Here is an 18,765-nt window from a genome sequence, read left to right on the forward strand (position 1 = left end):
CGTGCACCTCACCCTCCACGCCGACTACTCGCTGCGCGTCCTGCTCTACCTCGCCGCCCGCCCCGGAAGGCTCGCGTCCACGCAGGAGCTGGCGGACGCATATGGCATCTCCAAGCACCACCTGGTGCGGGTGGTGCAGACGCTGTCAGGCGAGGGTTTCGTGGAGGTGAAAGCCGGGCGCTCCGGAGGCGTGACGCTGGCGCGCGCCACCAAGGACATCTCCGTGGGCAAGGTGCTGCGCGCGGCCGAGCCCGACTTCGAACTGGTGGAGTGCTTCAACCGTGAAACCAACACGTGCCCCATCGCCCCGGCCTGTGGGCTCAAGGGCGTGCTGGCGGAGGCGCGGGAGGCCTTCCTCGCGGTGCTGGACCGGTACACACTGGCGGACCTGGTCGGCCGCTCCCGCAAGGACCTGGCCGACCTCTTCCTCCCCGTGACGGCGCCATGACCTCTGCCCCGCTCGAGCTGTTCCACCGCATCGCCGACAAGCCCTCCGCCGCGGCGCGCCGTTACATCGTCGACCACGCGCTGGAGGACCGCGTCGTGTTCCGCAACCTCGTGTACGCGGAAGCCGAACTGGACTGGACGCTGCATGGCGGCCACTCCACACCCGCACTCTGGGACGGGACACACCTGCACCAGGGCGCGGAGGCGGTGCTGGCGCGCTTGCAGGCCGTCGTCAACCTGGGCCGCGACGACGCGTGACGCGTGACGGCGCGTGTGCCGACTCCCGCGTGATGCTGCCACCTGCGCGTTCCTCGTGCGCCATGCGCTCCGTGTGAGTGGCGGCACGAAAGCTTCCGGAGTTGGACACGTGTGCAGGTGCGCGAATGCATGCGGGTGCTCGGGCTTGCCGCGCGCGTGCTGGTTGCGGTAGTCAGCCCACCCCCGCGTGCGACGGCGGGGGGCACGAGGCAAGGAGGGTGGATGGTGATGACGGCGGGCGTCCTGGTGTATGGCGTGGAATTCGCTCGCGTGAAACACGCGAGTGGCCTCCTCCTTCGCGAGTCAAGTCCCCACGCGTGTCATTTCACCGGAAGCCGTGCGCGTTTCACGCGATTCGCGCGCTTCTCCCTGTCCGTCCAGCCCTGAGCCTCGGTTAATCTCCTCGACTCCATGCCGCTGACTCCCTCTGAGCGCCAGGACAGGTTCCATGCGGCGTTCGTGGGGCTCGCCATTGGGGATGCGCTCGGCTTTCCGCTGCGCGGAATCCCCCCCGCGAGTCTCGCGCGGCTGCCGGGGCTCGCCGAGGACTTCGCGCCCAGGCCGCGCGGCAAGTTCGCCAAGGGCCAGTTCAGCGACGACACGCAGTTGCTGCTGGCGGCGGCGGAGAGCGTCATCCGCGAGGGCCGCGTGGACGGGCGCAGCGCGGCGGCGCACCTGGCGTGGCTGTGGCAGGAGGGCATCATCCTCCAGCCGCCTCGCAGCCTCGCGGAGTCGCTCCAGCGGCTCTCCAGCGGCACGCCGTGGATGAGCGCGGGCGCGCCCCTGGGCACGCGTTGCCCGTCGGTGCTCAGCCGCTCGCTGGTGGTGGGCCTGCTGGAGAGCGGTCAGCGCGCGCGGCTGCCGCACGACGCGGGCGTGCTCACCGTCATCACCCACAAGGACCCGGTCTGCGCCGCCGCCGCCGCCGCCTTCGCGCAGGCGGCCGCGCTGGGCATGGAGGAGGAGCCGCTGACGCCCGCGGCCTTCTGCGAGCAGCTGTCGCTGACGGCGGCCGTGCATGACAAGGGGCTGGCCGAGGAAGTGCGGCACCTGCCCCGGCTCCTGACGTGGGACACCACGCGCGCGTTGACGCAGCTGCGCAAGGTGGGCGTGCCTCCCAGTGAGCTGAAGGGCGTGGACGGGCTGCCCTCGCACGTGGTGCCCGTGCTGCTGACGTCGCTGTACGCCGCGCTGAAGGTGCCCCACGACTTCCGCGAGGCGGTGGCGCTGGTGCTGCGCTGCGGTGGAGAAGCGGACGTCGCGGCGGCGCTGACGGGCGCGTTGCTGGGCGCGCACCTGGGCACGCGCGCGCTCCCCGCGCGGCTGCGCAAGCAGGTGCTGTACGTGGACAACCTGGTGGACACCGCGGACCGACTGTTCCGGGCCCATCAGGTCCGCGAGACGCTGGCCACGGCCCTGGCCCACCAGCGTCGCCGTTAGCCCATCGACACGCTCCAGGCAGGCGACCAGGCGGGCCGGCCCTGTACTTCCAGGCGGGCTTTGCGCGCTCGTCCGCCCTGCCCACCTTGTCCGGAGGAGTGGGGCCAGGTGCCGGCCGAGCGGACGGGCGCGCACCCGGGAGTCCCCCTCCTCAGAGCGCGGGAGACGTGAGCCGTGGACCTCGAATCGGAACGCCTGGAGCGCAGCCAACTGGAGTCGCTCTCCACGGCGGAGCTCATCCGGCATGCCCTGGCGGAGACACGCCTGTTGGTGCGCGCCGAGGTGCTGCACGCCAAGAAGGAGCTTCGCGACGAGCTGAAGGCCGCGCGCACCGCGGGCATTCTCATTGGCGCGGGAGCCGTGCTCGCCCTCACGTCCCTGGCCGTGCTCTTCGTGGCGCTGGGCCTGGCCCTGCCCCTGCGCGCCGCCCTGGGCGTGTTGTTGGTGGGCGTGGTGTTGCTCGCCATCGCCGGAGGCATGCTCTTCCTGGGCAGCAAGCGCGTGCCCAAGAAGCCGCTGACCCACACCCAGGAGCGCTTGAAGCTCGACTACCAGCTCACGCGGGAGACGCTGCAATGAATGGCAACGGCCGAGGGGGCAACGAGCTGGTGGAGCGTCAGCGCCACGTCGACCACCGCATCACCCGTGGCATGGATGACCGCGAGCAGGTGGAGCAGACGGCGGACCGCATCCGGGATGAGCTCCTGCTGACGTTGGAGGAGCTGGACCGGCGGCGCGGGCGCGCCCTCGACGTCCGCTATCAGGTGAAGCAGCACACCGGCGCGCTGGTGGCCGCGGGCGCCGTGGCCATGGTGCTGGTGGGCGCGGGCGTGGGCCTGGCCATCTACCGCTCCCGCCACCGGGGGGAAGTGCTGCGCAAGAAGCGCCGGAAGGCGCTCCAGCGGGCATGGGCGCACCCGGACCAGCTGGCCTCCAGCGCGGACCAACGCCCGGTGGGCGCCGAGCTGGGCCGCAAGCTCATCCTCATCTTCGCCACCACCCTGGCCACCGCCGTGGCGAAGAACTCCGTGAAGACGCTCGTGCCCGCCCGTCAGGCTCCGAGCCCCGCTTCGCCGGAGGAGTAGAATCTCTAAATGCGCGGCAATTACGCATAACGTATTCTGATGTTCATGACGGACCTGCTCTATGCGCGGGCGCAGATGGGCCTGTCGCTCGCGTTCCACATCGTGTTCGCGGCGGCGGGCGTGGCGTTGCCAGTCCTCATGGTGCTGAGTGACTGGAAGGCGCGGCGCACCGGAGACTCCGACTACCGGAAGCTGAGCCAGAAGCTGGCGAAGGGGACGGCCATCCTCTTCGCGGTGGGCGCGGTGAGTGGCACGGTGTTGTCGTTCGAACTGGGCCTGCTGTGGCCGGAGTTCATGGGCCAGTACGGCGAGGTGATTGGGCTGCCCTTCAGTCTGGAGGGCGTGGCGTTCTTCACCGAGGCCATCTTCCTGGGCATCTATCTGTACGGCCGCGAGCGGGTGTCGCCGGGGCTGCACCTGTTCTCCGGTGTCATGGTGGCGGTGAGTGGCGCGGCCAGCGCGTTCTTCGTCACGCTGGTCAACGTGTTCATGAATGACCCGTCGGGCTTCGTGGCCACGCCGCATGGGCCCACGGATATCGAACCGCTGAAGGCGATGTTCAGCCCGGGCTGGCTCACCCAGACGTCGCACGTGCTGCTCTCCTGCTATCAGGCGAGCGCGTTCGCGATGGCGGGCATCCATGCCTTCGTGCTCTTGCGTCACCCGGGCTCGGCCTTTCATCGCAAGGCGCTGTCGGTGGCGCTGCCGCTCGCGTGTGTCACCGCGCTGCTCCAGCCCGTCGTGGGCGACTTGTCCGCCAAGCATGTGGCGAAGGCGCAGCCGATAAAGCTCGCCGCGATGGAGGGGCAGTTCGAGACGGAGCGCGGCGCGCCGTTGCGCCTGGGCGGGTTGCCCGACGTGGAGACGGGCACGGTCTCCCATGCGTTGGACATCCCCAACGGCCTGTCCATCCTCGCGTTTGGCGACCCCAACGCGGAGGTGAAGGGGCTCAACGAGTTCCCACGCGACACGTGGCCGCCGGTGGCGAAGGTACACGTCGCCTTCCAGGTGATGGTGGGCGCGGGCAGTGCCATGGCGTTGCTGGCGCTGGTGACGCTTGCGTATCGGTGGCGGAGGAAGGCGTGGCCGTCGGGTCGGAAGATGATGTGGGCGTGGCTGGTGTCGGGGCCGCTCGGGCTGGTGGCGTTGGAGGCGGGGTGGCTCGTCACCGAGTGGGGGCGGCAGCCGTGGATTGTCCGGGGCGTCATGCGCACGGCGGACGCGGTGACGCCGGTGCCTCATCTGGCCGCGCCGTTCTGGACGTTCACCGTCGTCTACGTGTTCCTGGGCGTGGTGGTGGTGGCGCTGTTGAAGCGGCAGGTGGCGGACACGCTGCCAGACCGCGAGCCGAAGGGCCCTGACGCGAAGGGAGGCGAGGCCCATGTCCACTGACGCGGTGCTGGGCTTCGTGTTGGCGGGGACGTTCGTGCTCTACGCGTTGTTTGGGGGCGCGGACTTCGGCGGCGGGGTGTGGGACCTCTTGTCCTTCGGGCCGCGCAAGGCGGAGCAGCGGGCGCTCATCGCTCACGCCATGGGCCCGGTGTGGGAGGTGAATCACATCTGGCTCATTGTCGGTGTGGTGTTGTTGTTCGCGGGGTTTCCTCGCGCCTTCGCGGCGCTGAGCGTGGCGCTGCATGTGCCGCTGACATTGCTGCTCCTGGGCATCGTCTTCCGGGGCGCGGCCTTCACCTTCCGCACGTACGACATGCGGGGCGACGCCGCGCAGCGGCAGTGGGGCCTGGTGTTCAGCGCGGCGAGCGTCGTCGCGCCGTTGCTGCTGGGCATGTGCGTGGGCGCGGTGGCGAGCGGCTCCATCCGCGTGGAGGGCAGGGTGGTGGTGAGCGGCTTCTTCGCGTCGTGGCTGTCGCCCTTCGCGTGGGCGGTGGGGGTGCTGGCGCTGGCGCTCTTCGCCTTCCTGGCGGCGGTGTTCCTCACCCACGAGGCGTCTGGAGCGGAGCTGCGTGAGGACTTCAGGAAGCGCGCGCTCGGCGCGGGGGTGGCCGTGTTCGTCGCGGCGGTGGCCGTGTTGCTGCTCGCGCGCGAGGGAGCGCCCCGGGTGTGGGAGGGGTTGTCGCGCTCACCCTTCGCGCTGGCGTTGCATGCGGCGACGGGGGCGGCGGCGGTGACGGCCTTCGCCTTGTTGTGGACGCGTCGCTTCCAGTGGGCGCGGCTGGCGGCGGCGTTCCAGGCCGGGCTCATCGTCCTGGGCTGGGCGGCGTCCCAGTATCCCTATCTGGTGGTGCCGGACGTGACGCTGCAAGGCGCGGCGGCGAGCCCCGCGACGCAGCGCCTGCTGCTCATCGCGCTCGGGGTGGGAGCGCTCACGGTGATTCCGTCCATCGCGCTCCTGTTCCGCGTGTTCCGCCCCAGGCCCGAGGGCTCGGCCACGACGGACACTCACGGCTGATGTGTCCAGGGCGGAGACACTCCGCCGGATGTGACGCCGTGAGACAGAAAAATCCTGTCTCAATGGAGCACGGGCTTGTAACGCCATGGGGGCGGTTTCTTGCGTGGCGCCCGCATTTTTGGGTGTCGCGGTTCTGTCCGCTTTGGCGTGGGTAAATGGACTTGTGTGTCTGCCTTTGCTTGGCGTGTGTGACGCCCTGAGTCGTTTTCCAGGCAGCTCGAATCTTTGATTCCCGAGAGGACGCACCCCGCAGGGGTAGATGTAGGAATGCGTTTTTTCTCACGCAAGGAGTTGCATCCGTCGCGTTGATAAATGCAAGACAGTGAGAAGCACCGCTTCTTCCTGACGTGGAGGTCGCCGATATGGCTGTCATCCGACGCGCGGTCTTGCTGCTGTGCTTCATTGCGCTCCTGCTCCCGGGGATGTCTCACGCCGATGAGTCGTTCGTGAACTGGGAGGACCCCCACGTTCACCCGCTGGAGCTGACTCCTGATGGCAATTTGCTGCTGGCGGTGAACACCGCCGACAACCGGCTGATGGTGTTCGATGTGACGTCGAGGCGGGGGCTGGAGCTGGTGGCCTCCATCCCCGTGGGACTGGACCCCGTGTCGGTGCGGGCTCGGAGCAATACCGAGGCGTGGGTGGTGAACCACATCTCCGACAGCGTGAGCATCGTCGACCTGCGACGCGGCACCGTGACGGCCACCGTCTATACGGATGACGAGCCCGCGGACGTCGTCTTCGCGGGACGCCCGGAGCGGGCCTTCATCACCTGCTCCCAGGTCAACCGCGTGCTGGTGGTGGACCCGCGTCGTCCGGACGCGACGCCCCGGCGCATCACCCTGAAGGGCGAGGATCCGCGTGCGCTCGCGGTGAGCCCCGACGGCCGCTTCGTCTACGCGGCCATCTTCGAGTCCGGCAATGGCAGCACCATCCTCGGCGGTGGCTCGCTGATTCCGAACGCCTACCCGCCCAACGCCGTGAGCGACGCGCGCGGGCCCTATGGCGGTATCAACCCGCCGCCCAACGCGGGCTCCACCTTCTTCCCCGCGCTCAACCCCGCCAACCCGCCGCCTCCGCCCGTGGGCCTCATCGTGCGCAAGAACACGCGAGGCCAGTGGCTGGACGACAACCGCGCGGACTGGACGGACCTGGTGAGCGGGGCGAATGCCGCCGCCTCCGGTCGCCTCACGGGCTGGGACATGCCGGACCGCGACCTGGCCATCATCGACGCGGCGTCACTCGACGTCAGCTACGCCACGCGGCTGATGAACGCGAACATGGCGCTGGCCGTGCACCCCTCCGGCTCCGTCACGGTGGTGGGCACCGACGCGCGCAACGAGGTGCGCTTCGAGCCGAACGTCAACGGGCGCTTCCTGCGCGTGCTGATGGCGGTGGTGGACCCTCGCCGGCCGACGTCGCCCTCGGTTCATGACCTCAACCCGCACCTCGATTACTCCACGCCCACGGTGCCCCAGTCCGTGCGGAACCTGTCGGTGGGAGACCCGCGCGGCATCGCCTGGAACTCGCGCGGCACGCGGGCCTTCGTGACGGGCATGGGCTCCAACAACGTGGTGGCCGTGGGCCTGGGTGGCGCGCGGCTGGGACAGGTGGAGGTGGGCGAGGGGCCCACGGGCATCGTGTCCGACGACTCGCGCGACAGGCTCTACGTGCTCAACCGCTTCGGCGCGAGCATCTCCGTGCTGAGCACGGACCGGCTGAAGGAGCTGTCACGGGTGGAGTTCTTCGACCCGACGCCCCAGGCTCTCAAGGTGGGCCGCAAGCACCTGTACGACACGCACAAGACGTCGGGCCTGGGCCATGTGTCGTGCGCGTCGTGCCACATCGACGGGCGCATGGACCGGCTGGGCTGGGACTTGGGAGACCCGACGGGCGCGGTGAAGTCGCTGGCCGGGCAGAACCTGGGCATGGGCCTGCCGCTGCCGCCCTTCGAGGCGTGGCACCCGATGAAGGGCCCCATGACGACGCAGACGCTCCAGGACATCATCGGCAAGGAGCCGCTGCACTGGCGCGGAGACCGGGCGAGCCTGGAGGAGTTCAACCCCGCCTTCGAGGGCCTCCAGGGTGACGATGCCCAGCTCACGCCTCGGGAGATGAAGGAGCTGCGCTCGTTCCTCGCGACGCTCACCTTCCCGCCCAACCCGTTCCGCAACCTGGACAACTCGCTGCCCCGGAACCTGCCGCTGACGGGCCACTACACGACGGGCCGCTTCGCGCCGGCCGGTCAGCCGCTGCCCAATGGCGACGCGACGCGGGGCATGGCGCTGTTCCGCCCGCCGCGCCTGCTCGCGCAGGGCCTCTTCGCGTGCAACACCTGCCACACCTTCCCGTCGGGCCTCGCCGTCGACATGCAGTGGACCGGCGCCATGTGGATGCCCATGCAGAAGGGCGCCACGGGCGAGTCGCACCACGCGCTCGTGTCCACGGACGGCAGCACCAACGTCACGCTCAAGGTGCCGCAGCTGCGCAACGTCTACGAGAAGGTGGGCATGGAGCTGACGCAGAAGGAGAGCCTGTCCGGCTTCGCCTTCATCCATGACGGCAGTGTGGACTCGCTGGCGCGCTTCATCACCGAGCCGACCTTCAATCCGGAGAGCGACCAGGAGGTGGCGGACCTTGTCGCGCTGCTGCTGTCCTTCGCGGGCTCGGAGCTGCCGCGCGGCTCGGCCACGGACATGTTCCTGCCGCCGGGGCCGGACAGCAAGGACTCGCACGCGGCGGTGGGGCAGCAGGTGACCCTGACGACGGCCACGCCCTCCGAGTTCGCCCGGGTGCTGCAGTTCATGTCCCTGGCGGAGCAGGGCAAGGTGGGGCTGGTGGTGAAGGGGCGCCGACATGGCGAGGAGCGCGGCTTCGCCTATCTCGGCGGCGGTGTGTTCCAGTCGGACCGGGCCTCGGAGAAGGTGGGGGCGTATCTGCTGCTGGCGGGTGCGCGGCCCGGCGCGGAGCTGACGTACACCGTGGTGCCCGCGGGCTCCGAGCGGCGCATCGGCGTGGACCGGGACGAGGACGGCATGCTGGACCGGGACGAACTGGACCGGGGTCGCAGGCCGGACCGGGCGAATGATGGCCGACGGTTCGTCGAAGGCGAGGGGGCGGGTCAGAGTGGCCCGCTTGCGACGGCGGATTTGTAACCCGTATCGTCTCGCGCGGGGGGCTGCTCGTCAGCCCATACGGTCCTTGGAGGCGTGAGCATGAAGCTGAAAGTCGCGTATTGGGTTGTCACCGGACTGGTCTCCCTGTCGGCCACGGTCTCTGCCTTCCTGTATCTGACCGCTGCGCCGAACATGGTCGCGGCGTTCGAGCACCTGGGCTACCCGGACTACTTCCGGACCATGCTGGGCATCGCGAAGCTGCTGGGCGTGGTGGCGCTGTGGGCCCCCGGGTCTCGCACGTTGCGCGAGTGGGCCTATGCGGGCTTCGCCATCGACTTCGTGGCGGCGGCGGTGTCCCACACGGCGATGGGGGACCCGCTGGGCAACACCATCTCGCCCCTCGTCACCCTGGCGCTGCTGCTCACCTCGCACCAGCTCTGGCACCGCATCTCCGCCGGAGTCGAGGCGGCTCCGGCGGTGCATCCCGCAGGGGCGTGACGTCCCTTGGGGACGGCTCCGGGGACCTGCTCCGGAGCTGTCACCCAGGCGAGCGCGGCGGTGGCGTCGCCGCCGCGCTGGTAGCACTCAGGGCGTGGTGGGCCAGATGACGCGAGGCTCCTCGTCGCCTTTGGCCACGAGCACGCTGACGTCATCCACCATGTCTTCCGAGTCGAGGGCCTGCAGCACGGTGCGGACCGCCGCGTCGGCGTGCATCACCTGGCAGTGGACGCGCAGGAAGCCGTCGCGCAGCTCGCCGCCTTCCACCTCGCCGTTGCCCGTCCAGCCGAGGGCATCCGTGAGGAGCTCCTCGACGGCGACGCGCTTCTCCACGTCGTGCCCCGTGCCCTTGCCCTCGATGGGGTACTGGACGATGAGCGTGGCCATGGCGTCGAGCTCGGGCTCGTCATAGTCCTGCTCGATGAGCGGGCCGGCGGCGTCGGCGATGGCGAAGTCGGGGTCCTCTTCCGGGGGGAGGGGCGTGTCCTTCTGTTCGCCCACTTCGCCCACGGTGCCCCAGTGCGTGGTGAGCACGCCCTCATGCACCCAGACCTCCCAGAAACGGAGGCTGTCGCCTTCCTTTTTGTAAAGCTTCAGCACGGAATACCCCAGGGGAGGGCCCTCCATAGCATGGCGTCCGGCTGGCGCCATCCAGGGCTCTGGCCCGCCGTGTCCGGGGCCCGTTCAGAAGGCGCGGCCCTGTCCGCCGTCCACGGGGAGCGTGGCCCCCGTCACCCAGCGAGCGCGCTCCGAGCAGAGGAAGGTCACCACGTCCGCCACCTCCTCGGGCGAGCCGAAGCGACCCCAGGGCAGCTCGTCCTTCACCATCTTCGCGACCTTCTCCGGGTCGGCCTTCTGGCGTTTGTCCCAGCTTCCCCCGGGGAAGAGGATGGAGCCGGGCGCCACGCCGTTGACGCGGATGTGGTGGCGCGCGAGGTCCACGGCCATCTCCTTGGTGAGCGCGGTGAGGCCCGCCTTGGCGGTGGTGTAGGGCGCGCTGGTGGCGTACTCGCGGCCGTAGATGGAATTGATGTGGACGATGGTGCCGCCGCCCTTCGCGCGCATGACCTCCACGGCGCGCTGGCTGCACCACACGGCGGACATGAGGTTGCGGTCGAGCACGGCGGTCCACTGCTCCGCCGTGGCCGAGTCGAAGGCGCCCGCGCCGCCGCTGCCGCCCACGTTGTTGACGAGGATGTCCAGCGTGCCGAACGCGCGCACCGCCGCGTCCACCGCCGCCACGGCGCCCGCCAGGGTGGCCACGTCCGCGACGACGGTGGCGACGTCCGCGCCCGCCGCGCGCAGCTCCTTCGCGGCGGCGTCCAGTGCCTCCGCGCCCCGTGCGCTGAGACACACCCGTGCGCCCTCGCGAGCCAGCGCCGCCACCGTGGCCCGTCCAATGCCTCGGCTGCTGCCGGTGACGAGGGCCGCCTTGCCTTTGAGCTCCAGTTCCATGGAGCCGGGTTCTACTTCAGGTCACCCGGGAGCCAACGCCGTCCGCGCGACACCTGACGCCTGTTTCACACGGCGGCTCCCGCGCCGGTTGTGGGGGCTACCGTGGGTTGACGGGGCGCGGGGTGAGCGCCTGGATGGCAAGCCACTCGACGGCGTCTTCCCACAGGGTGTCGCGGAAGTTCTCCCGGAAGAAGCCGAAGTGGCCGATGGCCTGGCCCACGTCCTTCGGGGTCAGCCGGCGGTGCTCCACCAGCGCGTCCGCGTAGAACGACAGCAGGTGCTCCACGGAGGCCTTCGAGGCGATGGGGTCGTCCGAGAAGCTGTAGGCCCGCAGCGGCAGGTACAGCGACGCGAAGGCCTCGCGGCGTGCCTCACCCCCCTCGCTGAGCAGGTAGTCCGGGGACAGGCACCAGCGCGCCCACTGCGCGGCCACGCCCGCGGGCAGGTCCTCCGCCGTCCCCGCCCAGCCCGGCAGCTTGCCGAAGGCCCGCGTCAGCACGGGCGTGAGCACGCGCCAGTTGAGCGCCATGCGCAGTCGCTGGGGGAAGAGCTTGTAGTAGCCGGAGCCCGTCGCCACGTTCAGCAGCGCGGACACCTCGCGAGCGTTCTCCGCCAGCCCGAGCAACTGGCCACCCACGCTGTGGCCCACCATCAGCAGGCGTCGCCCCGGGAAGCGCTCGCGCATCGCGGCGATGGCGCCCGCGAGGTCCTGGCTTCCCCAGTCCTCCATGCGCGCGCCGAAGCCCGTGAGGGTGTCTGGGCGTGAGCCGCCAATGCCCCGGTAGTCGAAGGTGACGGTGGGAAAGCCCCGGCGCGCGAGGAAGGACGCGAAGCGCGAGTAGTACCGCTGACGCGCTCCCGTGGCCCCGGCCAGCAGCACCACCGCGCCGACCTCCGCGCCTTCGTGGGGGAAGAGGGTTGCGGCCAGCGGGTAGCCGTCCTGGGCCTTGAGTCGAAAGGGGACGCCCGGGCTCGTGCCCTGGGTGACCGCCGTCAGTCTGTCCTCCTGGGGGATGCTCCGCACCGAGGGGACCGTGTCTTGCTCCAGCGCCGTCGCATGTGACATGGACATCGCGTTCTCCTGTCGTTCGCGCGGGGCCGCCAAGGGAGCCGCCGCTTCCAGGGTCCGAGATAGCGCCGGAAGTGCTGCGGGAATGCAGGGCTTTGCTGCACCATTGCAGGCATGGATATGCGATGGGACGACCTGCGCTACCTCCTCTCCGTGGCACGCCAGGGCTCGCTCGCCGGGGCGGCCCGGGAGTTGCGGGTGGACGCCACCACGGTGGGACGGCGGCTGGCGGCGCTGGAGAAGGCGCTCGGCACGCGGCTGGTGCTGCGAGGCTCGCGCACGTTGGGGCTCACGGAGGACGCCGAGGCGGTGGTGGCGCGGGCGCGGGAGATGGAGGACGCGCTCCGCCTGCTTCACGACTCCGTCTCCGATGAAGCGAAGGCCGAGGGCACCGTCCGACTCGCGGCCACCGAGTATCTGGCCCAGGCCCTGCTCGCCGCGCACCTGGGCGAGCTTCATGCGCGCCACCCTGGCCTGAACCTGGAGCTGGTGGTGGGCACCGACGTGGTGGACCTCCAGCGAGGCGACGCGGACCTGGCGCTGCGGTTGATACCGCCCCGAGGCGATGCGCTGGTGGTGCGCAAGGTCGGCGAGATTGCCTTCGCCATGTACGCGTCGCGCGGCTACCTGCGCCGCCGGGGCGCACCTCGGCCCGGGGACTTTCGCGAGCACACCGTGCTCGTCTACCGGATGGCCCTCACGTCTGGAGAGGAGTCCGAGGAGTTGAAGCGGGTCACGGCGGGGGGACGGCGATTGCTCCAGAGCAACAGCACCGCGGTGTTGCGCGAGGCCGCGGCGGCGGGGCTGGGCGTCGCGCTGCTGCCGTGTCTCTCGGGCGAGCGGGACGCTCGGTTGACGCGCGTGGGCGCGGGAGTCCTGGCGAAGCGGCCCTTGTGGCTGACGTTCCACAAGGACTTGCAGCGCAGCCCGCGTGTGCGCGCGGTTTCGGATTGGGTGGCGGAGGTGTGTCGGCGAGAGAAGGCGGGGCTCGCGGGGACACAGGTGGCAACGCGATAGTCGCCTCGCTCGTTTCAGCGCCGGGCCGACTCCAGGACGCGTGCGTCGCGCGGGGAGTTGTCGCGGCGTCCGTCGGGGACGGCTCTGGAGCGTCCTCTCCCAGCAGGAGGCGCAGGTGCCCTTTATCACGGTGGACGAACTCGCGAGCGCCGACGGCGGGCGAGGCACCGTGAGTCGCATCACCCGCGCGAAGACGCTCGCACGGTGTCGGCCCAGTCCTTCGGAGTCACCTTGCGGAAGCGCACGGGAGAGTTGCCCACCTCGCGGCGGAAGGTGTTGATGAAGTTCGAGAGGTCTCCGAAGCCCACGTCGAAGGCGATGTCCGTCACGGGCCGCTCGGTATCGCGGAGCAGCTCCAGCGCGCGTCGCACGCGGGTCTGCAGCAGGAAGCGATGGGGCGTCACACCCGTCTCGCGCTTGAACACGCGGAGGAAGTGATACGGGCTCAAGCCGGCCACGCGCGCCAGTTCCTCCAGTCGAAGCTCGCGCGCGGAGTCGTGCTCAATCGCATGCAGGGCGGCGTAGACGCTGTCCCGAGCAGCACGGTTGTCGCGAGTCGCCTCGGGCTTGGGCGCGCGGCCGAGCAGCGCTCCGACATGCGCCGCGAGCGCGAGCCCCAACTCCTCCAGGCCCAGGGATGCGCCATGAGCGGCGAGCTGTTTCTCGGCGAGGTGTCGGAGCGCTTCGACACGTGACGAGGGCGGAAGCACTGACCGCGTGAAGTACTGGCGAGGCGCACCGCGAGGAGGACTCCCCACCAGCTCCTCGAGCGCGGCCTCGTCGAAGCGGAAGATGATGCAGCGGTCTCCCCCGGCGTGCTCGTGCGAGATTTCATACTGCTGCCCGGGGTTGGCGAGCATCGCGAAGCCGGTGGTGAGCAGCCTGGGCCCGTGCTCGCTCCGGAAGCCGAACACTCCCGAGCGCACCAGCGAGATGGAGGTGTGGGTGAACTGCTCCGGTTCGACTGGGGCACCCTTCGACGCGGGGCAGTGATACGCGAAGACGCGCACCAGTCCGTCGTGCGCCACTTCCCGACGTGGGAGCGAGGTCGGCGTGGGGAGGCCCGTCGAACGACTCATGTCGCGAGCCTAGGTCAAAGTCCCAGCTGGCGGTCCAGGGGCAACCCCAGCGTTCCCATTTCCGGGACGCATGGGCGCGTGCGTCCCGTGAGCAATTTTCACCAAGTGGCCTTGGGGTCAGCTGGTTACAAGTCCCGCCGTTGCACGGCATGACACCCGCCGCGCTCCACACCCCTTCAGGAAATGACTTCGGGAATGAGCTCCAAGGACTTCGCATTGCCCCGCAACCCCGTAGTGACGCACGGACTGCGTCGCAGGGAGTTCCTCGCCTTCACCACGGGAGCACTGGCGGCCAGCACGCTCTCCGGCTGCGTGCCTCGCGCAACCGGCGGGACCTCCGCGCAACAGGGTGGCACCTTGGACGCGGCGGCCTACCACGCCTCCCGGCGCTACCTCGACAGTCGCTTCGGGCGAATCGCCTACGTCGAGCGCGGCACGGGTGAGGCCGCGTTGTTCCTTCACGGCTTCCCGTTGAACAGCTTCCAGTGGCGCGGCGCCATCGAGCGGCTGTCGCCGTACCGGCGTTGTGTCGCTCCTGACTTCATGGGGCTCGGATACACCGAGGTCGCGGAGGGTCAGAGCTACGCGCCCGAGGCCCAGGTGGACATGCTCGTCGAGTTGCTCGACAGGCTCGCCATCAAGTCGGTCGACGTCATCGCCAATGACAGTGGGGGCGCCATCGCGCAACTCCTCGTCACCCGGCATCCGGAGCGCGTGCGGACGCTGCTGCTGACGAACTGCGATGTGGAGAGTGAGTGCCCGCCCGCCGCGGTGCTGCCCGTCATCGAGATGGCACGCAAGGGCGAGTACGTGGATGCGTGGCTTGCGCCGTGGCTCGCGGACAAGGCGCTCGCGCGCTCCGAGAAGGGCTTCGGGGGCATGTGCTACTCGAATCCCTCCAAGCCCACGGACGAGGCCATCGAGTACTACTTCGCGCCCCTCGTGCGTTCGCCGCGCGGCAAGGCGCAGGCGCATGCGTACACACTCGGGCTCGAAGCCAATGCACTGGCGGGCATCGGGCCGGCGCTCCAGAAGTGCACCGTGCCCACGCGCATCCTCTGGGGAACGGGCGACACCATCTTCTCGCAGTCGAGCGCCGACTACCTGGACCAGACGTTCGGCGCCTCGCGAGGTGTGCGGCGCGTGCCCGGCGCGAAGCTCTTCTTCCCCGAGGAGTACCCGGACCTCATCGCCGAGGAGGCGCGTCGCCTCTGGGGCGTGGGCTGACGCGACACGCGGGAGCCCGGCGCGGACGGACGCCGGGATTCGTGCCTCAAGTCACTTCCTCTCGAAGCGAGCTCCCGAGGGGTTCGCTTCATGAAGAGGCGAGTCTCTGAGGCAACCTGCGAGAGCCCGGCGCGGATGAACGCCGGGATTCGTGCCTCAAGTCACTTCCTCTCGAAGCGAGCTCCCGAGGGGTTCGCTTCATGAAGAGGCGCGTCTCTGAGGCAACCCGCGAGAACCCGGCGCGGACGAACGCCGGGCTGTCGTGGTGCGCTTTACTTCACCTGGAAGCGAGCCTCGGAGGGGCTCGCGCCACCCGAGCGCTGCACGCCGCGCCCCGGGTTGGCCGCCAGGTGCTCCAGCACCTTGAACACCGTCTCCACCTCGTCGGGCTGGCCGATGTCGTTGGCGAGCTGCTCGGCCGAACGCGCCGATGCACGCGCATCCAGCAGGCGCGCAGTGAGCTTCTTCTGAAGCTCCAGCACGCTCGTCGCCGCCTTCTTGCCCGCCTCCACGCCCGGCTGGTGGTACGCGTTGATGTGCACCAGGCTCGCGTACAGACCCACCGCGCGCTCGTAGAGGGCAATCAGCGCGCCCACCGTGCGCGCGCTCACGTCCGGAACCGTGAGGGTGATGGACTCGCGGCCCTTCTCGAACAGCGCGCGGCGCGTGCCCAGCATGAAGCCCAGCAGGTAGTCCCCGCTGGTGATGCCGCGCTCCACTTCCATCGACTCGCCGTCGCGGTCCTTCAGCACCTCGATGAAGGTGGCGAAGAAGTTCGGCACGCCCTCGCGCAGCTGCTGCACATACGCGTGCTGGTCCGTGGAGCCCTTGTTCCCGTAGACGGCGATGCCCTGGTTCACCACCTTGCCGTCCAGGTCCTTCTCCTTGCCCAACGACTCCATGACGAGCTGCTGGAGGTAGCGCGACATCAGGAGCAGGCGGTCCTTGTACGGAAGGATGACCATGTCCTTCAGGCCCTTGCCGTCGCCCGCGTGGAACCACATCAACGCCAGCAGCGCCGCCGGGTTCTTCACCGCGTCACGCTGCCGCGTCGCCACGTCCATCTCCCGGGCGCCCGCCAGCATCGCGTCGATGTCCAGGCCCTGGAGCCGCGCGGGCAGCAGGCCCACCGCCGACATCACCGACGTGCGTCCGCCAACCCAGTCCCACATCGGGAAGGTGCGCAGCCAGCCCTGCTTCTTCGCGTGTGTGTCCAGCTCGCTGCCCGCGCCCGTGACGGCCACCGCGTGCTTGCTGAAGGTGAGCCCCTGCTCCACATAGGCGCGCTCGGCCTCCAGCATGCCGTTGTGCGTCTCCTTCGTGCCGCCGGACTTGCTGATGACCACCGTCAGCGTCTCGGCCAGCTGGGCGCCGAGCTGTCCCAGCACCCGGTCCATCCCATCCGGGTCCGTGTTGTCGAAGAAGGACACCCGCAGCTTGTCGTCCCGCGACGTCAGCGCGTCCGCCACCAACTGCGGCCCGAGCGCCGAGCCGCCGATGCCCACCAACAGCAGATGCGTGAAGCGCTGCGCCTTCTGTGGCTTCAGCTTTCCGTCATGCACGTCGCGCGCGAAGGCGTGGACGGCGGCCACCGTGTCGGTGACATCCTTGGAGAGCGCGGGCTCTGGGGCCAGCTCGGGGGCGCGCAGCCAGTAGTGGCCCACGCGGCGGTTCTCATCCGGGTTCGCGATGGCGCCCTTCTCCAGCGCCTCCATCTGGGAGAAGGCTTCCTCCAGGCGCGGACGCATCCGCTCCAGGAAGTCCGCGGCGAAGCCCATGCGCGAGACGTCGAGGGAGAACCCCAGCGACGGGACGACGCTCAGATACCGCTGGTACCGCTCCCACAGCTCACGCTCGGTCATGACTCGTCCTCCTCCTGGGGGTGCTCGCGCGAAAAAAGTGCCGGCTGGCTTAGCGCCTCCGCTCGCGTGAGGGAAGCCGAACACGCGCGCGACGCGAGGACTCGACACCCGGGAAGGGCGCAGTGCTCAACACCCGCCACTCCCCAGGGAGTCAGGGGCACCCCTGGAGGGTCTTCACCTCAGGCGGAAGGGCGCACCGGCTCCGTCGCCGGAGGACTGCCGGGCGGCGCACTTCGCTCGTCCGGTTTCCACGCGGGATTGCGGAAGACGTAGCTCAGTCGCTGCTTCAATGAACCCGGCTTCATCGCATCCCTGGCGATGGCGAAGAACTCGTGGAACGCGATGCGCAGCGGGTTGTACGTCTGGAGGTTCTTCGTCAGGCCGTAGACGGGCTTCTCACCCTCGGGTTCGAAGGTGCCGAACATCCGGTCCCAGATGATGAGGATGCCCGCGTAGTTCTTGTCGAGGTAGCGCGGGTTGGACGCGTGGTGCACGCGGTGGTGCGACGGCGTGTTGAGCACCCACTCCAGCGGACGCGGCAGCCGGTGGATGGCCTCGGTGTGAATCCAGTACTGGTAGAGCAGGCTCACCGACTGCTGGACGACAATCATCACCGGGGAGAAGCCGAGCAGCGCCAGCGGCGCCCAGAACACCCAGCCCGTGGGGTTGGTCCACGTCTGCCGCAGCGCCGTGGTCAGGTTGTAGTGCTGACTGGAGTGGTGCACCACGTGCGACGCCCAGAAGAAGCGGCTCTCGTGGTGGACGCGATGGAACCAGTAGTAGCAGAGGTCCTCCGCGAAGAAGAGCAGCACCCAGGCCAGCACCCCCGTGCCCACGCGCAGCGGCGTCAGGTTGTAGAGCGCCAGGTAGCCGGCGAAGGCGATGCCCTTCCAGACCACGTTGATGAACACGTTGCCCAGGCCCATGGAGAGGCTGGCGGCCGAGTCCTTCAGGGTATGTCCCGCCACCTCGCGGCCTTCGTCACGCAGCTTCTTTACCCACAGCGCCTCGGCCACCACCGTCAGGATGAAGACGGGGATGGCGGGAGTGATGAGGTCGGGAATGTGTACGGCGTCCATGGGACACCTCCATCGTGATGCTCAGGAGCGGTGGCGTTGGCGCGGTCGACGTGTCGAAGGTGGAGAGAAAGCACTGCGCATGAAGCGGGTGAGGGCATCGAGCATGCGGCGGTGGACCGGGTCATCCGGACGCGCGCTTCCCCCGACGGCCGCGCCCTGCACGGCGTCCAGCGCCAGCTCCACCACGGAGTCGAACTCCGGGTAGGCGGTCGCCGCCTCGGGGAACAGCTCGCGCGCCACCCGGTGAAGGTTCTCCCGGTGCGGCCCATCCACCGCGGCCAGCGCCACCTGGAGCGCCGTGTCCGTGCGCGCGGCCACATACAACTCGATGGCCGCTTGAAGCTCTGGCCGCTGGTACGCGGCCCACAACATGTCCACGGCGGAGGCGATGCGGTCCTTGCTCGACGGCCGCGCGCCGACACCGGCCAGGTAGTCCTGGATGATTCGCGGGAAGAGGTGCTCCACCGCCGCGGCGAGCAGCTCCTCCTTCGTATCGAAGTGCGTGAAGAGCGCGCCCTGGGACACGCCTGCTCGCTTCGCGACCTCCACCGTCGTCAGGCGCGCGTGCCCCGCGTCCACCAACGTGTCGATGGTGGCGTCCAGCAGCTTGCGGCGCGTCGTCTCGCGGCGCTCCTGCTGCGTGCGGCGGGGAGGGCGGGGTGGCCCTTCAGTAGGGGATGCGCTCTTCACGGCCATCTGCCGAAAGCATAACTCCGATGTTAATGA

Annotated in this window: 18 protein-coding genes; 11 read left to right on the forward strand and 7 right to left on the reverse strand. The window is 69.5% G+C overall.

Translation table 11 applies throughout. The annotated features are described in order from the left end of the window. Window position 1: 1 nt before the first annotated feature. The 9 genes from HUA74_RS07365 (at window position 2) to HUA74_RS07405 (ending at window position 9,251) form a co-directional block, all read left to right on the forward strand. Window positions 2-448, forward strand: coding sequence for an Rrf2 family transcriptional regulator (locus HUA74_RS07365; RefSeq protein ID WP_141643356.1), 447 nt, complete (start codon window positions 2-4; stop codon window positions 446-448). Continuing rightward, window positions 445-705: a hypothetical protein gene (locus tag HUA74_RS07370; protein ID WP_174453959.1), complete on the forward strand. Its 261-nt coding sequence runs from the start codon at window positions 445-447 to the stop codon at window positions 703-705. The genes HUA74_RS07365 and HUA74_RS07370 overlap by 4 nt, the downstream gene beginning before the upstream one ends. Window positions 706-1,116: 411 nt before the next feature. Further along, entirely contained in the window at window positions 1,117-2,145 is a 1,029-nt protein-coding gene (locus HUA74_RS07375; protein ID WP_141643358.1) for an ADP-ribosylglycohydrolase family protein, read from the forward strand. A 174-nt stretch (window positions 2,146-2,319) separates the two neighbouring features. Continuing rightward, complete coding sequence (locus HUA74_RS07380) at window positions 2,320-2,724, forward strand: phage holin family protein (RefSeq protein ID WP_141643359.1); 405 nt, start codon at window positions 2,320-2,322, stop codon at window positions 2,722-2,724. Next, a complete protein-coding gene (locus HUA74_RS07385) occupies window positions 2,721-3,230 on the forward strand; it encodes a hypothetical protein (protein ID WP_174453960.1) in 510 nt (169 codons plus the stop codon). Before HUA74_RS07380 ends, HUA74_RS07385 begins: the two co-directional genes overlap by 4 nt. A 39-nt stretch (window positions 3,231-3,269) precedes the next feature. Next, the gene (locus tag HUA74_RS07390) at window positions 3,270-4,622 is read left to right on the forward strand and encodes a cytochrome ubiquinol oxidase subunit I (RefSeq protein ID WP_174453961.1); all 1,353 of its coding nucleotides are present in this window, start codon (window positions 3,270-3,272) and stop codon (window positions 4,620-4,622) included. After that, the gene (locus HUA74_RS07395) at window positions 4,612-5,637 is read left to right on the forward strand and encodes a cytochrome d ubiquinol oxidase subunit II (protein WP_174453962.1); all 1,026 of its coding nucleotides are present in this window, start codon (window positions 4,612-4,614) and stop codon (window positions 5,635-5,637) included. Before HUA74_RS07390 ends, HUA74_RS07395 begins: the two co-directional genes overlap by 11 nt. 362 nt (window positions 5,638-5,999) lie before the next feature. Continuing rightward, the gene (locus tag HUA74_RS07400; protein WP_174453963.1) at window positions 6,000-8,792 is read left to right on the forward strand and encodes a beta-propeller fold lactonase family protein; all 2,793 of its coding nucleotides are present in this window, start codon (window positions 6,000-6,002) and stop codon (window positions 8,790-8,792) included. 60 nt (window positions 8,793-8,852) lie between these two features. Further along, window positions 8,853-9,251, forward strand: a complete 399-nt coding sequence (locus tag HUA74_RS07405) for a DoxX family protein (protein ID WP_174453964.1) — start codon at window positions 8,853-8,855, stop codon at window positions 9,249-9,251. A gap of 87 nt (window positions 9,252-9,338) precedes the next feature. On the opposite strand, the gene HUA74_RS07410 is transcribed toward HUA74_RS07405, so the two are convergent. The 3 genes from HUA74_RS07410 to HUA74_RS07420 form a co-directional block, all read right to left on the reverse strand. Next, window positions 9,339-9,851 (reverse strand): hypothetical protein, encoded by a 513-nt coding sequence (locus HUA74_RS07410; protein WP_174453965.1) that lies wholly within the window; start codon window positions 9,849-9,851, stop codon window positions 9,339-9,341. An 84-nt stretch (window positions 9,852-9,935) separates the two neighbouring features. Next, window positions 9,936-10,706: an SDR family NAD(P)-dependent oxidoreductase gene (locus tag HUA74_RS07415; RefSeq protein ID WP_141643366.1), complete on the reverse strand. Its 771-nt coding sequence runs from the start codon at window positions 10,704-10,706 to the stop codon at window positions 9,936-9,938. 97 nt (window positions 10,707-10,803) lie between these two features. After that, entirely contained in the window at window positions 10,804-11,778 is a 975-nt protein-coding gene (locus tag HUA74_RS07420) for an alpha/beta fold hydrolase (RefSeq protein ID WP_174453966.1), read from the reverse strand. A 117-nt stretch (window positions 11,779-11,895) separates the two neighbouring features. Here HUA74_RS07420 and HUA74_RS07425 point away from each other — a divergent pair, with 117 nt between their 5' ends. Further along, entirely contained in the window at window positions 11,896-12,792 is an 897-nt protein-coding gene (locus HUA74_RS07425) for a LysR family transcriptional regulator (protein ID WP_174453967.1), read from the forward strand. Window positions 12,793-12,971: 179 nt separating this feature from the next. Here the strand turns inward: HUA74_RS07425 and HUA74_RS07430 are convergent, their stop codons facing one another. Next, window positions 12,972-13,871 carry a helix-turn-helix transcriptional regulator gene (locus HUA74_RS07430; protein ID WP_174453968.1) on the reverse strand — a complete coding sequence of 300 codons (900 nt, stop codon included), beginning with the start codon at window positions 13,869-13,871 and terminating at the stop codon, window positions 12,972-12,974. Between the two features lie 195 nt (window positions 13,872-14,066). Here HUA74_RS07430 and HUA74_RS07435 point away from each other — a divergent pair, with 195 nt between their 5' ends. Then, the gene (locus tag HUA74_RS07435) at window positions 14,067-15,098 is read left to right on the forward strand and encodes an alpha/beta fold hydrolase (protein ID WP_174453969.1); all 1,032 of its coding nucleotides are present in this window, start codon (window positions 14,067-14,069) and stop codon (window positions 15,096-15,098) included. Window positions 15,099-15,370: 272 nt separating this feature from the next. Here HUA74_RS07435 and HUA74_RS07440 read toward each other — a convergent pair whose 3' ends face one another. The 3 genes from HUA74_RS07440 to HUA74_RS07450 form a co-directional block, all read right to left on the reverse strand. Beyond that, window positions 15,371-16,960: a glucose-6-phosphate isomerase gene (locus tag HUA74_RS07440; RefSeq protein WP_174453970.1), complete on the reverse strand. Its 1,590-nt coding sequence runs from the start codon at window positions 16,958-16,960 to the stop codon at window positions 15,371-15,373. 179 nt (window positions 16,961-17,139) lie between these two features. Then, complete coding sequence (locus tag HUA74_RS07445; RefSeq protein ID WP_174453971.1) at window positions 17,140-18,039, reverse strand: sterol desaturase family protein; 900 nt, start codon at window positions 18,037-18,039, stop codon at window positions 17,140-17,142. Window positions 18,040-18,060: 21 nt separating this feature from the next. Then, on the reverse strand, window positions 18,061-18,735 hold the full coding sequence (locus tag HUA74_RS07450; protein WP_174453972.1) for a TetR/AcrR family transcriptional regulator: 675 nt from the start codon (window positions 18,733-18,735) through the stop codon (window positions 18,061-18,063). Window positions 18,736-18,765 lie beyond the last annotated feature (30 nt).

The sequence above is a fragment of the Myxococcus sp. CA051A genome (assembly GCF_013336705.1).
In the GTDB taxonomy this organism is placed as follows: Bacteria; Myxococcota; Myxococcia; order Myxococcales; family Myxococcaceae; genus Myxococcus; species Myxococcus llanfairpwllgwyngyllgogerychwyrndrobwllllantysiliogogogochensis.